The 14,428-nt window shown below is 68.5% G+C and carries 13 protein-coding genes and 1 pseudogene; 11 read left to right on the top strand and 3 right to left on the bottom strand.

What is annotated here, in order from left to right; all coding sequences use genetic code 11:
- Window positions 1-171: 171 nt before the first annotated feature.
- The 8 genes and pseudogenes from ACQPXD_RS35660 (at window position 172) to ACQPXD_RS35625 (ending at window position 8,305) form a co-directional block, all read left to right on the top strand.
- On the top strand, window positions 172-1,323 hold the full coding sequence (locus ACQPXD_RS35660; RefSeq protein ID WP_432825825.1) for an acyl-CoA dehydrogenase family protein: 1,152 nt from the start codon (window positions 172-174) through the stop codon (window positions 1,321-1,323).
- A 3-nt stretch (window positions 1,324-1,326) separates the two neighbouring features.
- Window positions 1,327-2,409 carry an acyl-CoA dehydrogenase family protein gene (locus ACQPXD_RS35655; RefSeq protein ID WP_432825823.1) on the top strand — a complete coding sequence of 361 codons (1,083 nt, stop codon included), beginning with the start codon at window positions 1,327-1,329 and terminating at the stop codon, window positions 2,407-2,409.
- Window positions 2,410-2,435: 26 nt separating this feature from the next.
- A pseudogene (locus tag ACQPXD_RS35650) lies at window positions 2,436-2,699 on the top strand (hypothetical protein); the annotation flags it as partial.
- Window positions 2,700-2,705: 6 nt separating this feature from the next.
- Window positions 2,706-3,449, top strand: a complete 744-nt coding sequence (locus ACQPXD_RS35645) for a zinc-binding dehydrogenase (RefSeq protein WP_432844084.1) — start codon at window positions 2,706-2,708, stop codon at window positions 3,447-3,449.
- Window positions 3,446-4,693 (top strand): cytochrome P450, encoded by a 1,248-nt coding sequence (locus ACQPXD_RS35640; RefSeq protein WP_432825821.1) that lies wholly within the window; start codon window positions 3,446-3,448, stop codon window positions 4,691-4,693. The genes ACQPXD_RS35645 and ACQPXD_RS35640 overlap by 4 nt, the downstream gene beginning before the upstream one ends.
- A 59-nt stretch (window positions 4,694-4,752) precedes the next feature.
- The gene (locus tag ACQPXD_RS35635) at window positions 4,753-5,616 is read left to right on the top strand and encodes an SDR family NAD(P)-dependent oxidoreductase (RefSeq protein ID WP_432825819.1); all 864 of its coding nucleotides are present in this window, start codon (window positions 4,753-4,755) and stop codon (window positions 5,614-5,616) included.
- Window positions 5,613-6,857, top strand: a complete 1,245-nt coding sequence (locus tag ACQPXD_RS35630) for a cytochrome P450 (protein WP_432825817.1) — start codon at window positions 5,613-5,615, stop codon at window positions 6,855-6,857. Before ACQPXD_RS35635 ends, ACQPXD_RS35630 begins: the two co-directional genes overlap by 4 nt.
- Window positions 6,858-6,970: 113 nt before the next feature.
- Window positions 6,971-8,305 (top strand): MFS transporter, encoded by a 1,335-nt coding sequence (locus ACQPXD_RS35625; protein ID WP_432825815.1) that lies wholly within the window; start codon window positions 6,971-6,973, stop codon window positions 8,303-8,305.
- Here the strand turns inward: ACQPXD_RS35625 and ACQPXD_RS35620 are convergent.
- Genes ACQPXD_RS35620 through ACQPXD_RS35610 form a run of 3 tightly spaced genes read right to left on the bottom strand, consistent with a single transcriptional unit; the run spans window position 8,264 to window position 10,700 of the window.
- Window positions 8,264-9,040 (bottom strand): hypothetical protein, encoded by a 777-nt coding sequence (locus ACQPXD_RS35620; RefSeq protein ID WP_432825813.1) that lies wholly within the window; start codon window positions 9,038-9,040, stop codon window positions 8,264-8,266. The genes ACQPXD_RS35625 and ACQPXD_RS35620 overlap by 42 nt on opposite strands.
- A complete protein-coding gene (locus tag ACQPXD_RS35615; protein WP_432825811.1) occupies window positions 9,037-10,194 on the bottom strand; it encodes a CoA transferase in 1,158 nt (385 codons plus the stop codon). The genes ACQPXD_RS35620 and ACQPXD_RS35615 overlap by 4 nt, the downstream gene beginning before the upstream one ends.
- Window positions 10,191-10,700, bottom strand: coding sequence for a VOC family protein (locus tag ACQPXD_RS35610; RefSeq protein ID WP_432825809.1), 510 nt, complete (start codon window positions 10,698-10,700; stop codon window positions 10,191-10,193). Before ACQPXD_RS35610 ends, ACQPXD_RS35615 begins: the two co-directional genes overlap by 4 nt.
- A 190-nt stretch (window positions 10,701-10,890) precedes the next feature.
- Here ACQPXD_RS35610 and ACQPXD_RS35605 point away from each other — a divergent pair, with 190 nt between their 5' ends.
- Genes ACQPXD_RS35605 through ACQPXD_RS35595 form a run of 3 tightly spaced genes read left to right on the top strand, consistent with a single transcriptional unit; the run spans window position 10,891 to window position 14,374 of the window.
- Complete coding sequence (locus ACQPXD_RS35605; RefSeq protein ID WP_432825807.1) at window positions 10,891-11,754, top strand: branched-chain amino acid ABC transporter permease; 864 nt, start codon at window positions 10,891-10,893, stop codon at window positions 11,752-11,754.
- On the top strand, window positions 11,751-13,655 hold the full coding sequence (locus tag ACQPXD_RS35600; protein ID WP_432825805.1) for a branched-chain amino acid ABC transporter ATP-binding protein/permease: 1,905 nt from the start codon (window positions 11,751-11,753) through the stop codon (window positions 13,653-13,655). Before ACQPXD_RS35605 ends, ACQPXD_RS35600 begins: the two co-directional genes overlap by 4 nt.
- Complete coding sequence (locus tag ACQPXD_RS35595; RefSeq protein ID WP_432825803.1) at window positions 13,652-14,374, top strand: ABC transporter ATP-binding protein; 723 nt, start codon at window positions 13,652-13,654, stop codon at window positions 14,372-14,374. Before ACQPXD_RS35600 ends, ACQPXD_RS35595 begins: the two co-directional genes overlap by 4 nt.
- Window positions 14,375-14,428: the final 54 nt, after the last annotated feature.

The following is a 14,428-nucleotide window of genomic DNA, read 5'->3' as shown; positions in this document are numbered from 1 at the left end:
CGATTCAGCGATCTCAGGCGGCCTGACGTTGGGCGCGTCGCTGGACCGGCTCCTCTCCGCCGGGAGACGTCCTTGACACGACTCGTCGGCCGTGTCACGGTGAGGACATTATTTAGTGAGGCTAAGTGATTGCGTGGGGTGCGTCCTCGATGAACGCCTCGAAGGAGCGGCATGAAGCTGAGGTTGTCACCTGAGGATGCGGCCTTCCGGGCCGAGCTGCGCGAGTTCTTCACCACCCAGGTGCCGCAACACATCCGGGAAACGGTGGCGGCCCGCGAGGAGCTCACCAAGGAGCAGATGGTCGAGTCGATGCGAACGCTCGACGCCGCCGGCATCGCCGTCCCCAACTGGCCCGTCGAATGGGGCGGCAAGGACTGGACTGCGCTCCAGCGGCACATCTGGCACGAGGAGATGCAGCTGGCCTGCGTCCCACCGCCGATCACCTTCAACGCCTCCATGGTCGGCCCGGTCATCGCCGCATTCGGATCGCAGGCGATCAAGGAACGCTTCCTCCCGCCCACCCGGAGCGCGGACATCTGGTGGTCGCAGGGCTTCTCCGAGCCCGACGCGGGATCGGACCTCGCAAGCCTGCGCACCTCGGCCGTGCGCGACGGCGACCACTATGTCGTCAACGGCCAGAAGATCTGGACCTCCTATGCCCAGTACGGCGACTGGATCTTCACCCTGGTGCGCACCGACCCCGCGGCACCCCGCAAACAGGCCGGTATCTCCTTCCTCCTCATCGACATGACGACGCCGGGCGTCACCGTCCGGCCGATCCAGCTCATCGACGGCGGGAGCCTCGTCAACGAGGTCTTCTTCGAGGACGTCCGGGTCCCTGCCGGCAACCTCGTGGGCCGGGAGAACCACGGGTGGGACTACGCCAAGTTCCTCCTCGGCAACGAACGCGTGGGTATCGCCGGCGTGGGCGGCACCAAATGGCTGCTGGCGAAGGCCAAGGACTGGGCGGGAGACCGGTTGCGCGAGGATCCGCTCCTCGCAGCGGAGTTCGCGCGGCTGGAGAACGACCTCCTGGCGATCGAGCTGACGTCGATCCGGGTTGCCGCCGACTCGGCCGGCGGCAAGGCCCAGCCTGCCTCGTCCGTCCTCAAGCTCGCAGGATCCGAGCTGCAGCAGGCGGTCACCGAGCTCGTGCTCGACCTCGCGGGCGAGCAGGGGATCTCCTCCGACCCGGCCGCAGGAGCGCCCGCGTGGACGCGCTCAGCTGCTCCGGCCTACCTCCATCTGCGGGCCGCCAGCATCTATGGCGGCTCCAGCGAGGTGCAACGACAGATTATCGCCGGCACGATCCTGGGGCTCTAGGGCATGGACTTCGACTACACCGACGAGCAGCGCGCCATCCGCGAGGCGGTACGCAGCCTGCTGAGCAAGACCTACGCCACGATCGACGGCCGCCGCAAGGCCACGGCCACCGACCCGGGCTTCGACGAGGTCATGTGGGCCCGGCTCGCCGAGATGGGAGTTCTCGGTCTGCCCTTCCCGGAAGAGGCCGGCGGCATGGGTGCCGGACCCGTCGAGGTCGGGCTGGTGGCGGAGGAGATCGGGCGCGTCCTGGCTCCCGAGCCCTTCGTCGAGGCGGTTGTACTGTGCGGCGGGCTCCTCGCGCGAGCCGGCGCCGACGTCTCCGGGATCGCGGACGGCACTGTTCTACCGGCGTACGCCGGCGGTCCAGGGGTTGCCGCTCGCCGCACCGGTGACGCCTGGGTGCTGGACGGCAGCGTCTCGCCAGTGCTCAACGCCGCGCGCGCGGACCTGCTCGTCGTGGTCGCCGACGTCGGCGGAACGCCGGCACTCTTCACCACGACGCAAGGCGAACGGACGTCGTTGCGCACCTACGACGGCGGGCGGGCCGCCCGGGTGTCCTTCGACGGAGTGGCCGCGGAGCCGCTCGGCGATCCGGCGGCGGACGCCACCAACGTGATCGACTACGCGCGAGCGCGCGCACAGGTGGCCTACGGCCATGAGGCGCTCGGCGCCATGGAGCGCGCACTGGAGATCACCTGCGACTACCTGCGCAGCCGTCACCAGTTCGGGAAGCCGCTGAAAGCGTTCCAGAACCTCACCTTCCGCGCCTCCGACATGTACGTCGCACTCGAGCTCGCGCGCAGCACGGTGTTGTGGGCGTCCATGGTGCTCGCGGACGGCGATGAGGCCGAAGGCATTGAGGCCGCGTCGCGAGCCAAGCTCCGGGTCGCCGAATCCGGCCGTCATGTCGGCCAGGAGGCGATCCAGCTGCACGGCGGGATCGGCATGACCATGGAGTACCAGGTCGGCCACTACGCGATGCGGCTCACCACCATCGAGCACCTGCTCGGCGATCGGCGTCACCACCTCGCCCGCTTGGCGGCGACCGTCGGCGATCACCGAGCCGTCGATCCTCTCCGGTAGGGCGCTCTGTCACCGCTGAACTTCTCGTGAGATGTGAAGGAGGTCCCGTGGCGGCGTCGGTCACGACATACGAAGCCCGGCTCACCCACGATGGCGCGGCTCCGATCACCGCCGGTTCATTCGCGGTGATCGGGCGGGAGCTGCCGGGACCGGCGGGCGGTGAGATAGTTGTCGACGTCCGGTATGCCTCTGTGGATCCTTCGCAACGGATCCGTCTCCGGTCGGAGGGTGCCGGCTTCGTCCCGCCCGCGGGCATTGTCGGCACCGTCGCGGAGTCCCGGAGTGACGAATTCGCCGTGGGGGACACCGTGATCGCGCCGGGCGCCTGGGCCACGAAGGTCTGTATTCCGGCCGCGGTGGCCGAGCGGTACGACGCGCCACCGGGCGTCGCGCTCCATCACGCGGTCGGTCTGCTCGGGCTGACCGGCCTGACGGCCTACTTCGGCGTGACGCGGGTGCTCCGCCCGGGTGCGGGCGAGAAGATCGTCGTGACCGGCGCCTTCGGTGGCGTGGGCCAGGTCGCCGCACAGCTCATCGCCGCGAGCGGCGCCGACGTCCTCGGCATCGCGGGCGGTCCGGAGAAGACGGATGGTCTCAAGCGGCGCGGCATCACCGCTGTCGACCACCGTTGCGCCGACTGGCTGGCCGAGATCGACCACTGGGCGCCTGACGGGCTGCACGCGGTCTTCGACAACGTGTGGGGAGAGGCTTCCGCGCGACTCGTCGAGCGGTTGCGACCGCTCGGCCGCGTTGCCCTGTGCGGGCAGATGTCCGGCATCGGTGGAGCCGTGATCGCGCCGTTGCCCCTGGACAACTGGTTCAGACTGGTGACCCGCTCGCTGACCGTCCAGGGTTTCCGGGCCGCCGACTTCGCCGCGGAGAACACCGCCGCGCGCCGCGCGCTCACGGACATGATCGTGTCGGGAACGCTCGACCAGGAGATTCACCTGGTGTCCGGCTGGCCGGCCGCGGGTCCGGCATTCGCCGAACTGCTCACCGGCCGCGTCGTCGGCAAGCTCGTAGTAGAGGTGCAGGCATGAGCGCATTACAGGACGACGTACTCGCGCTGCTGGCCGGAGACGGCCGGAAGCTCGCCGATCCGTATCCGACCTGGAACCGGCTCCGCGAGGAGATCCCGGTCTGGAAACAGGGTGACGTGGTCATTCTGAGCCGGCATGAGCAGGTGCAAGAACTGCTCGGCGACAACAACATCCTCTACAGCCGGCAGGGCACGAAGACGTCCGCCCGCTACGAGCGCGCGAAGCGGGAGTTCAGCCCGCACGGCAGTGCTGCCTTCGGCCGTGTTCTCGACCAGGAGTTTCATCAGTTGGTACGGCTGGATCCGCCGGACCATCCACGAGTTCGACGGGCGGTCCAGTCGCCGTTCTCGGCGCGCAACCTGGCTCGCGAAATGCAGGACAAAGTGCATGAGCGGGTCGACCGCAACCTGACCTCGCTGGCCGAGGGCGGCGGGGCGGCCGACTTCAAGAAGTTCGCCTATTCCCTGCCGCTCCAGGTCCTCGGGGACCTCTTGGGCATTCCGATCGACGATCTCGACATGGTCCATAGCTGGGCCCAGAAGATCGCCGAGAACAAATTCAACGCCGACTCCGAGCAGGCGGCGATCGAGGCGGATGACGCCTATCGGCAGCTGATGGCCTACATCGATGTACTCGTCGCGCGGCAGCAGGCGAGCGGCGCCGAGACCGGCCTGGTCGCCGCGCTGCTGGATTCGGAGAAGAACGGCGTGGTCTCCCACGAGGAGGCGATGGCGATGATGGCGCTGATGATCTTCGCCGGCCACGAGACGACCAGCAACCTGCTCACCATCGGCCTCCTTGAGCTGCTGCGTCACCTGGATCAGTGGGACCTGCTCGTGGCGGAGCCGGAGCGGGTCCCGGCGGCGGTGGAGGAGCTGCTCCGGTTTGTCACCCCGGCGCATTTCCTTCCCTACGTCGCGAAGGACAGCCGGGAAATCGACGGCGTGCCGGTCGAGGCCGGCGACACCGTCATCGGCGTTCTCGCCGCGGCGAATCGGGATCCCGCGGTCTTCGAGCGCGCGGACGAGCTGGACATCGAGCGCTCGGACAGCCGCGCGCATGTATCCCTCGGTCTCGGACCGCACTTCTGCTTGGGGGCCGGTCTGGCGCGGATGGAGGCAACGGCGCTCTTTGGCACCGTTGTGCGCAGGTTTCCCAATGCGAGACTGGTCGAAGCCGACCTCCGCTGGGGTGGCCGTTCGCTTCGAACGCCCCTTGCTCTGCCTATCCGGCTCCTCGGCTGAGGATCTGCCTTGACGGTGGCGGGCATCACTCCTATGGTTTATTTCGCCATGCTAAATGAATGATCCGGGAGGTTCCGGTGCGATATGTCATCACGGGTGCGGGCAGTGGGATCGGGCGTGCGGTGGCGACCCTGGCGGCGCAAGCGGCCGGGAGCGACGGAGCCGGCACCGGCCCGGTGCGGCTGGCACTGCTGGACCGCGACGCGGAGTCCATCACGTCGGTCGCCGCGGAGCTACGGGAGATCGGGGCCGAGTGCCTGCCGCAGGTCGTCGACCTGAGCGATCCGGCGGCCGCCGGCAAGGCGGTGGAAGAGGCGGTCTCGGTCTTCGGCGGTCTCGACACCCTCGTGAGCAACGCCGGGGTCAGCTCGGTCTGCGCGCTCGAGGATCTCAGCCTCGAGACCTATCAGCGGACCTTCGACGTCAACACCCGCGCGACCTTCGTGCTGGCCCAGGCGGCCTTTCCGGCGTTGCGTGACTCGCGCGGCTCGATCGTCGCGACGGCATCGATCTCCGCGACCCATCCGACACCGCCGCTCGGCATGTACAGCGCCAGCAAGGCGGCGCTGAAAGTGATGATCCAGCAGATGGCCGTCGAATGGGGCCGCTACGGCATCCGTGCCAACTGCGTCTCGCCGGGCCCGACGGACACGGGCCTCACCCGCAAGTCGTTCGGCGACCCTGAGGATGCCGCCGCCAGGGCGAACCGGCGCTACCGGGAGGCCGTCTCGCCGATGCGGAAGATCGGGCGGGTCGAGGACATCGCCCGGGCCGTGCTCTTCCTCGCCGGCCCGCAGGCCGGGCACATCACCGGCGTCGACCTGCCCGTGGACGGCGGACTCTCGCTGGCCGTCATGCCGCTCACCGGGGGTACACCTGGATATCGACTCGACGAGATCGCGCAGGAGGCGACGTCACGATGAGCAACACCGCCGCCGAGACGCTGCCCGGGTTCCTCTCGCCCGAGGTCGCGGCCGACCCCGATGCGTATTATCGCCGGCTTCGGGCCGAGGACCCTGTCCACTGGGACGACGGCTATCAGGGCTACCTGATCAGCAAGCACGCGGACGTCGGGTTCGCCTACCGAAACCCGTTGTTCTCCACCCAGAACTACGAAGTCAGCCTGCAACCCGTGTTCGGGCGGTCGATGCTGCAGATGGACGGCTCGGAACACAGTCGCAAGAAGGCTCTGGTGACGCCGTACTTCCGTGGCAAGGGCCTGGAGAAGTGGGCGCCGGTCATCGCGCGCAATGTAGCGACGATCCTGGACCGCTCCGTCGCGTCCGCATCCGAACACATCACGCGCGGCTTCCTACCGGGCAGCACGGTCGATCTCCTGGCTGATTTCGGCTACTACCTGCCGGTCTACGTGATCACCGACATGCTCGGACTGCCGCACAGTGACTATGACAGGTTCTTCAACTGGTACAACCGTCACGTCGCGTTCCTCGGCAACCTCGCCCGCGACCCGGAGATCGATGAAAGTGGTCGCCAGGCGACCGGTGAGCTGTGGGCGTATCTCGGCCCGGTGGTCGAAGACCGGCGCTCGAACCTCGGCGACGACCTCATCTCCGGCCTGATCACCGCCGAGATCGACGGCGAGCGCCTGGCGGACGCCGAGATTCTCACCCACATCACGCAACTGCTCAACGCCGGCTCGGAGACCACCGGCAAGGCGCTGGCAAGCATGTTCGCCTACCTCCTGCGCGAGCGTGCGCTGTTCGAGGAGGTGCGGGACGACCGCTCCCAGGTCATCCCGGCCATCAGCGAGACGCTCCGAATCAGTCCGCCGTCGCAGATGAACGGTCGCAAGATCACTCAGGATGTCGAGATCCATGGGGTGCGCCTTCCCGCCGGTACCTTGGTGATGCTGCTCATGGCCTCGGCGAATCGTGACGAGGATCGGTTTGCCGACCCGGACACGTTCAACTACCACCGGACCGATCTCGCCCACGAGAAGACCTTCTCGGCGGCCGGTGACACGTTCGCCTTCGGCTCCGGGCGGCACTTCTGCCTCGGCGCGATGCTGGCCAAGTCCGAGCTCGAGATGGCGTCGAACGTGCTCCTGGACCGGTTCCCCGACATGCGGCTGGTCGACGGGTTCGAGCCCGAGTGGTCGGGTTTGAAGATGCGGTCGGTCCACAGCCTGAAGGTGACGCTCTGAGCGATCGGGCGCTGGTACCAGGGGCGCGCGGGCGGACGTTGTCGGCGCTCCTGGTGTGCACCGCCCTCGTGTCGGCGGCGGTTGTCACCCTTGGCGCTCCGCTGGTTCCGCAGGTGCAACAGACCTTCGGCGTTGGCGCCGAGGCATCTCAGTGGTCCTACACGATCACCTTGCTCGTCGGTGCCACGCTGACGCCGTTGCTCGGCCGGCTGGCGGACGGGCGCCGCCGCCGGCCGGCGATGCTGGTGGTCTGCGCGCTGGTCTCGCTCGGATGTGCGATCTCCGCCTTCGGGACACAGTTCGGGATCTTCCTCGCCGGCCGGGCGCTGCAGGGCATCGCGGTGGCACTGGTCGCGATGACCATCGCATGCGCCCGGGACCTGGCGACCGGTACGGCGACCGTGCGGCTGGTCGCGCTCCTGTCCATCACCACAGCGCTCGGTGCCGGGGCGGCCTACCCGGTCACGACGTTCACGGCGGACCACTTCGGCCTGCGCGCGGCCTACGGTGGCGCCGCGGTGCTCGCGCTGCTCGTCACGCTGGCGGTTGCTGCCGGGTTGCCGGGGACGGTGCCGGTGGACCGCAGCTCTCAGCTGGATGTGCGCGGGGCGGTCGTCCTGATCGCTGCCACGGCGTCCGTGCTGCTCGCCATCAGCCAGGGCAACTCCTGGGGCTGGTCCAGCACCAGGGTGCTGGTTCTCGGAGCGCTCGCCCTCGTCCTGCTGCTCCTGTGGATCCGCCTTGAGCTCCGTGCGGCGCACCCGCTGGTGGAGCTGCGTCTGTTCGCCCGGCGCAACGTGCTCGCGGCGCATCTCACGGGCCTGCTCATGGGGGTGAGTCTGTACAACACACCGGTTCTCATCACCCGCATCGGTCTCGCGCCCACAAGTACCCACTTCGGGGTGGGGCTCACCCTGAGCGCGATCGGCGTGGTGATGATCCCGATCGCCGTCGGCAACTACCTGAGCAGCCGCACCGCGACGGCGGTGGCGCGGGTATGGGGCCGGCGGGTCGCGCTTGCGTCGGGGGGCGTCGTCGGCGCCTTGGGACCGCTGATGCTGATCAAGGTCGACGGGCGCCTCTGGCTGTTGGTGGCATCGGTTGTGCTGACGTCCTGCGGGGCCGGGGCGACGTTCGGGATTCTGCCGGGACTCGTCGTCGATTCGGTCGAGCCGGGCGAGACGGGCAGCGCCACGAGCGTCAATATCCTCCTGCGAGCGGTCGGCGGGGCGGTAGGCAGTGCGGTCACCGCTGCGCTGATCGGTGCCGCCGCAGGCCCAGAGGGGTCCGGCGAGGCAACCATGACCGGGCTGACCTGGGCTGCCGCGGCCTGTGCCGCCACCTGCGCGGCCTCGGTCGTTCTCAGCTGCTGCGTACCCAGCCGTCGGGTCCGCAGCGAGCAGCGGCTAGCCGCCGTCGAACCAGTCCCACTCCCAGGGACGGATTGACAGCATCGGGGTGCTGAGCAGGACGTGTTCGACGTCGCCGGGCGCGCTGGCCCGCCCGATCCAGCCGGGCCGCTCGTCCTCGATGCGGGCGCTGGTCTCCAGCACGTCGCCGTCGAGATAGAGGATGCGAACGACCAGGTCGCTCTCGGCGCCCGTAGCCGGCGACCCGAACCCACCCGCTCCTGCCGCGAACCGGTACGTCGCCGCACCCGCAACGCCGGGAATGGCCAGCATCGCCGGGATCAGGTCGCGGTCGAGTGCCGCGAAGTAGGCGGCGCCGGCGGGCACTGAGGGAGCGGCAGTCCGCGACAGCGTGAGGTGGACGCCCCGATGCGGCCGGTGAGGTATGGCCGCCGGCGCGACGAGGACGCGAGCGGCCGCATACTCCTTGACGGGATGGAAGAAGCCCACGGGGCGCCGCTCGGTCCAGGCCAGTTCCGGGCGTCGTCCCCACCACAGCGCTCGCTGGTTCAGGTCGGTCCAGGCCTGCAGCGCCGGCTCCAGCGGGGCCCGGAAGCCGTAGGCGACGGCGTACTGGACCGGTGCGAAGGCGGTGTCGCCGACATGGCCGGCCGCCGCACAGCCGGGGGTGCGGACCCATCGGTCCCCCCAGGCGACGCCGGGAAGGAGTTCGTTCTCCGGCAGATGGTCGAGCTGGTGCCAGGCGTTGTACTCGGCGTGCCGGGTCATGTCGCGCAGATGCGTGAAGGTGAGGAAGAGCCGCTCCGTGCTCATGCCTGCAGCCACTCGCGGACGACCGCGTCGTTGTCGGCGCCGAGCCGGGGCGCCGGAGCGGGCTTGTCCCGCCCCCATCCGGGCGATCGAGTGACCGGACCCGGAACCGGGAAGGATCCGACGCCTGGCTGATCGACCTGATGGAAGAGATCGTTGGCGGTCACGAGCGGGTCGCTCACGAACTCGGCGATCGTGCGATAGTCGCCCCACAGAACGTGGCCGGCGTCGAGTGCCGCGACGGCTTCGGCGTGGGTGTGGGCGGAGAACCATGGCGCGAGGGTCGCCGAGATGAGATCGCGGTGCTCGTATCGGGCTGCCTCCTCGCCGAAGTCCACCCGGAGCGTCGTCTGCAGGCTCTCGAGAACGGTGCGTGTCCCGGTCAGCTCGACCAGCTTGTCCCAGTGGCGGGCGGTGAGCGCGACGACCATGACTCGCCGGCCGTCACCGGTCGCGAAGTCGCGCCCGTAGCTGCCGTAGAGATAGTTGCCGTCGCGGAGCCGTGCCGATCCGTTCACCACCGCGTCGGCGACGAAGCCGAGGTGGGCCATGGTCGCGGCGGCGACGTCCGCGAGGTTGACTTCGACGAGCCGGCCGCGACCTGTGGTGACGCGCTCGGCGTGCGCTGCCAGGAGCGCCAACGCGACGTGTAAGCCGGTGAGCAGGTCCCACGCGGGCAGCACGTGGTTGACCGGGAGCGAGGAGTCCACCGGCCCGGTCAGCCATGGCAGGCCCACCTCCGAGTTGATCGTGTAGTCGACGGCCGGGCGCCCGTCGCCGCGGCCGGCGATGTGGGCGACGATGACGTCGGGCCGGACCTGCTTGAGCCGCTCGTAACCGAGCCACTCCTGCCCGACGGCGTTGGTGACCAGCAGACCGTGGCCGCTCCCGGGGGCGGCCAGCAGCGAGCGCACCAGGTCGCGTCCCGGCTCCGACCTCAGATCGACCTCGACAGAACGTTTGCCCTTGTTCAGGCCGGCCCAGTACAGGCTCGTCCCGTCGACGCCGCGCGGGAGGCGCCGCGTGTCGCTCGCACCACCGACGGGATCCACGCGCACGACGTCTGCCCCGAGTTGGGCCAGCGCCAGCGTCGCCGAAGGCCCGGCGACATACGTCGACAGGTCGAGGACGTGAAGGCCGGCCAGCGGTCCGCTCATGCGAACGGCGAGGCGTAGGCGATACCCTTCGCGGCCGCGGCCGCGGCGATCCAGCCGTCGATCTGATCGGCCACCTCGTGCGAGACGAGCTCGATCCACATTCCGGGTGACTCCGGGTTGTAGTGGAAGGTGGCACGGCCGATGCCGCCGTCCTCGGCGACGCCGTTCAGCTCGCGCCGGTAGCCCTTGGCCTCGAGCATCGCCGCGGCGGCGCGCAGGTCATCGGTGTAGTAGCCGAGGTGGTGGACCCTCCGCCCACCCGTCACGTTGAGGTAGGGAGCCGGGTTGATCTGTTCGAGCAACTCGATGAAGTGCGGGCCCTGCAGCGAGTAGGTGAACCGGACCTCACGCCCGAGGATGCCGTCGGGGCATTCGAGCGGCACGGTGGAGCTCAGCGGCGGCGCCCAGTCGAGGCGCAGGGCGTCGCCCATGGCTGCCATCGCGTTGTCGAGGCTGTCCACGATGATGCCGGTGTGGTAGAGCCGGAGCAGCGGCTCGGTGGTCATGGCAGGGCCCCTCTCTGTGGCTCGGTGACGAACATTACACCATGCTAAGTAAAGGTGGCAGGGGCAACGCCGACCAACGCGGAAGGTTCCGCGCGGGCCTTGACAGAAGACGTCGTGTGACCTCAGTCTCATGCAAGTTAGCGATGTGAAGGATTCTGTACGGTCACTGCTGAGGCAACGAGGAGAGCGCATGATCTCGCTGGTCGTGGCCGGCTTGTCGCAGGCGGCGGTGCTGATTCCGCTGGTTCTGGCGGTCGGTCTGGTGTTCCGTGTGAGCGGAGTTGTCAACTTCGGCGCGGGGAACTTCTGCGTCTTCGCCGGCGCTGCGTGTGCGTCCTGGGGGGCGAGCAACGGCGCTGCCGGCGTCGTCCTCACGATCGCGGCCGGCGGCATCCTGGGCGCTCTCTGCTACGCGATCGCCATCATGCCCGCGCAGCGCAAGGGCGTGCCGGTCATCGGCCTCACCCTCGCAACGCTCGGCTTCGGCCTGCTCCTCAACTTCGTGACCCGGACCTGGTTCGGCGGGCAGCCCTCGATCGTGCAGCCCTGGATCCATGGGTCCATCTCGATCGGCACCTACGAGACCTCGAAGCAGCGGCTGCTGGTCATCGGCTTGTCGATCCTCCTCCTGCTGGTGATGTGGTTCCTGTTCGACCGGACGCTGATCGGGCACAACCTCGCGGCCGTCTCCTTCGACCACGAACTGGCGCAGGTCTACGGCGTCCGCACGATGCGGTTCGAGCTGCTTGCCTGGGTCGTTTCGGGCGCCTGCCTGGTCATCGGAGGAATCTTCCAGGCGTCCCTCGGCAGCGTCTCGGTGGACGTGGCACCGACCCTGCTCGTCCTCAGCCTCGTCGGTGCCGTGATCGGCGGGCTCGGCAGCCTCTTCGGTGCGGTGGGCGGTGCCGTCGTGGCCGGCTTCGTGATGACGTTCACCGACCAGCACATCGCCGCCAGCTACCACCTGACCTCACTCCTCGTGATCCTGTCCCTGGTGTTGCTCGTGCGGCCGACGGGGCTGTTCACCTTCCGCGGAACGGCAGAGCGCGTATGAGCACCATCGGACTGGACAAGGCCACTGGGCGCAAGGTGGGCGGTGCCCCCCGCAAGGCCGGCGGACTGAGCCAGGCGCTGACCTCGGTGTGGGCCAAACACGTCGCCGGGCCACTGGTCCTGGTGATCATCGGGCTCATCGCCAGTGGCAACGACTATTTCGTCCACCTGGCGACCGCCGCGGTTATCGCCTACATCCTTACGGCGGCGTTCAACATCGTGTACGGGTACGCGGGCATCTTCAACCTCTCGATTGTCATCACCTACGGCCTTGGCGCGTTCACCAGCGTCTATCTTGAGGTCCAGCTCGGGATGCCCTTCTGGCCGGCGCTGGTGATCTCGATTGCGGTCACCACCGCACTGTCTGTCCTGGTGGCGGTTCCGACGAGGGGTCTCAACGAGCTGTTCCTCGCCATCCAGACGCTCGCGTTCGCGCTTGCGCTCGCCGAGATCATGGTGAACTGGAAGCAGTTCAGCGGCGGCACGATCGGCATCTATGCGATTCCGCTGCCGACGTTGTTCGGTGTCGAGCTCACCGGCGGCTTCCTGTCGTACTACTGGCTCGCCGCGTTCTTCGCGTGGCTCACGTACGAGCTCGTGCTGCGCATCCACCGCTCAGCGATGCGGCGCAAGCTGACCGCGCTGCGCGAGGGCCCCCGCGTTCTCGCCGCCGTGGGTGTCTCGCCCGCCTCGACCCGGCTCGTTGCTTTCGCGCTCTCAGGCGCGCTCGCCGGGCTGGCCGGCGTCCTTTTCGCCCACTTCCAGCTGGTGATCGACCTCGAAACCTTCAGTTTCACCCGCCTGGTCGCGCTGTTGCTCGCCGCGATCCTCGGCGGCGCCGGCTACTTCCTCGGTCCGGTCTTCGGCGTCATCGCCATCCTGGTGATGGACGAGCTCTCGCTTGCCACCAGCCAAGCCCAGGATCTGGTCTACGGCGTGGGCATTCTCGTGCTCGTCGTCCTCGCCAGAGGAGGCATCGCCGGCTGGCTGGACCATCTCATGCAGTGGATCGGCCGTCGACGGCGACCGGATTCGGCCGAGTCCACCGATGAGCTGGAGCTGGATGATCCGGGTGGAGGTGGCGACGCTCGCGCGGAGACCGTGACGCGCAACCTCGCCGACTCGGTCAAGGCCGTGCATCGGGACCTGCGGGTTGCGGTGCATGGCATCTCGGTCGCCTTCGGCGGCAACACGGCGGTCAACGACGTCTCGATCTCCTTCGCGACCGGCGAGGTCGTCGGGCTCATCGGCCCGAACGGTGCCGGCAAGACCACCCTGCTCAACGCGATCACCGGCGATGTCCGGGCGACCGGCTCGATCCGCCTCGGCGACGAGGAGATTCTCGGCGCGCCTCCGCAGAACCTCGTCCGGTCGGGAATCGGCAGGACGTTCCAGAGTCCGAAGATCATCCCTGAGCTGACACTGCTGGAGAACGTCATGCTCGCCGGAGACGGCATCGGCAAGGTCGGGTGGTTCCGTCAGTCGCTGCTGAGTCCGGCCGCCCGAAAGCAGGCGCTCGCCGGCCGCGACCGGGCGATGACGCTGCTCACCGGCCTCGCCCTCGCCGACCGCGCCCACAGCCTTGCCGGGGGCCAGCCGTACGGCGTGCTGCGTCTGGTCGAGATCGCGCGCAACCTGATGCTCGACCCCGCATTCCTGCTGCTCGATGAGCCTGGTGCCGGCCTGACGGAGTTCGAACGCGAGGAGGTCGCCGCGACCGTTCGCGCGCTCGGTGCCCGGGATCTCGGCGTGGTCCTGGTCGACCACAACCTGCCGCTCATCACCAGCGCCTGTGATCGCATCTATGTCCTGGACCACGGCCAGGTCATCGCCGAAGGGCCGCCCAGCGTGGTCTTCGCGCAGCAAGAGGTCATCTCCGCCTATCTGGGGGTCCCGGGATGAGCGCGCCGCTGCTGGACGTACGCAACCTGACCGTCGGCTACGGCGACCACCGGCCCGTCCTGCATGACGTTTCCTTCACTCTCGACGAGGGCGAGCTGCTCGGCCTGGTTGGGATGAACGGCGCCGGGAAGACGACCTTGATGCGGGCCCTCAGTGGCGGGCTCAAGCCGAGGTCGGGGGAGGTCTTGTTCCGAGGTACCCGGATGAATGGGTCGTCGACCGCCGCCAGCGTGCGCAAGGGGATCGTGATCCTGCCGGAGGGGCATCGTGTGCTTCGCCCGCTCACGGTCGAGGAGAACCTGCAGATCTCCACGATGCGGCTGAGCCGGCGCGCCGTGCGACGCCGGATCGCCGAAGTGCAGGACCTGGTCTACGGGCTCTTTCCGATCCTTGCCGAACGCCGTACGCAGCTTGCCGGTCTGCTGTCCGGAGGAGAGCAGCAGATGCTCTCCTTGGCCCGCGCCATCATCCAGCGGCCCAAGCTCCTGCTGCTCGACGAGCCGTCGCTTGGTCTCGCACCGGTCGTGGTCGAGAAGATCTACTCGTCGCTGCGGTCACTGCAGGCCGCGGGCATCTCCATGCTGGTTGTCGAGCAGAACAGTGACCGGGTGGCCAGCGCTTGCGAGCGGATGATCGTCCTTCGCGACGGACGGATCGCCGCCACGGGAACACCGTCCTCGCTGCGGGGAGCCGAGCTCCACGCCGCCTACTTCGGATAGCCGGCCCGCTGCTGCGGCACTTGCTCAGTCTCAACAGATATAGAATACTTCACC

The sequence above is a fragment of the Dactylosporangium sp. CA-092794 genome (genome assembly GCF_050948465.1).
In the GTDB taxonomy this organism is placed as follows: Bacteria; Actinomycetota; Actinomycetes; order Mycobacteriales; family Micromonosporaceae; genus Dactylosporangium.
This window is presented reverse-complemented; position numbering and strand designations above follow the sequence as displayed.

Bases quoted from the DNA above. Each gene is read 5' to 3' on its own strand.
- ACQPXD_RS35640 (WP_432825821.1), top strand. From the start codon at position 3,446: ATGAGCGCATTACAGGACGACGTACTCGCGCTGCTGGCCGGAGACGGC.
- ACQPXD_RS35660 (WP_432825825.1), top strand. From the start codon at position 172: ATGAAGCTGAGGTTGTCACCTGAGGATGCGGCCTTCCGGGCCGAGCTG.
- ACQPXD_RS35595 (WP_432825803.1), top strand. From the start codon at position 13,652: ATGAGCGCGCCGCTGCTGGACGTACGCAACCTGACCGTCGGCTACGGC.
- ACQPXD_RS35655 (WP_432825823.1), top strand. From the start codon at position 1,327: ATGGACTTCGACTACACCGACGAGCAGCGCGCCATCCGCGAGGCGGTA.
- ACQPXD_RS35635 (WP_432825819.1), top strand. From the start codon at position 4,753: ATGATCCGGGAGGTTCCGGTGCGATATGTCATCACGGGTGCGGGCAGT.
- ACQPXD_RS35600 (WP_432825805.1), top strand. From the start codon at position 11,751: ATGAGCACCATCGGACTGGACAAGGCCACTGGGCGCAAGGTGGGCGGT.
- ACQPXD_RS35630 (WP_432825817.1), top strand. From the start codon at position 5,613: ATGAGCAACACCGCCGCCGAGACGCTGCCCGGGTTCCTCTCGCCCGAG.
- ACQPXD_RS35615 (WP_432825811.1), bottom strand. From the start codon at position 10,194: ATGAGCGGACCGCTGGCCGGCCTTCACGTCCTCGACCTGTCGACGTAT.
- ACQPXD_RS35610 (WP_432825809.1), bottom strand. From the start codon at position 10,700: ATGACCACCGAGCCGCTGCTCCGGCTCTACCACACCGGCATCATCGTG.
- ACQPXD_RS35605 (WP_432825807.1), top strand. From the start codon at position 10,891: ATGATCTCGCTGGTCGTGGCCGGCTTGTCGCAGGCGGCGGTGCTGATT.
- ACQPXD_RS35620 (WP_432825813.1), bottom strand. From the start codon at position 9,040: ATGAGCACGGAGCGGCTCTTCCTCACCTTCACGCATCTGCGCGACATG.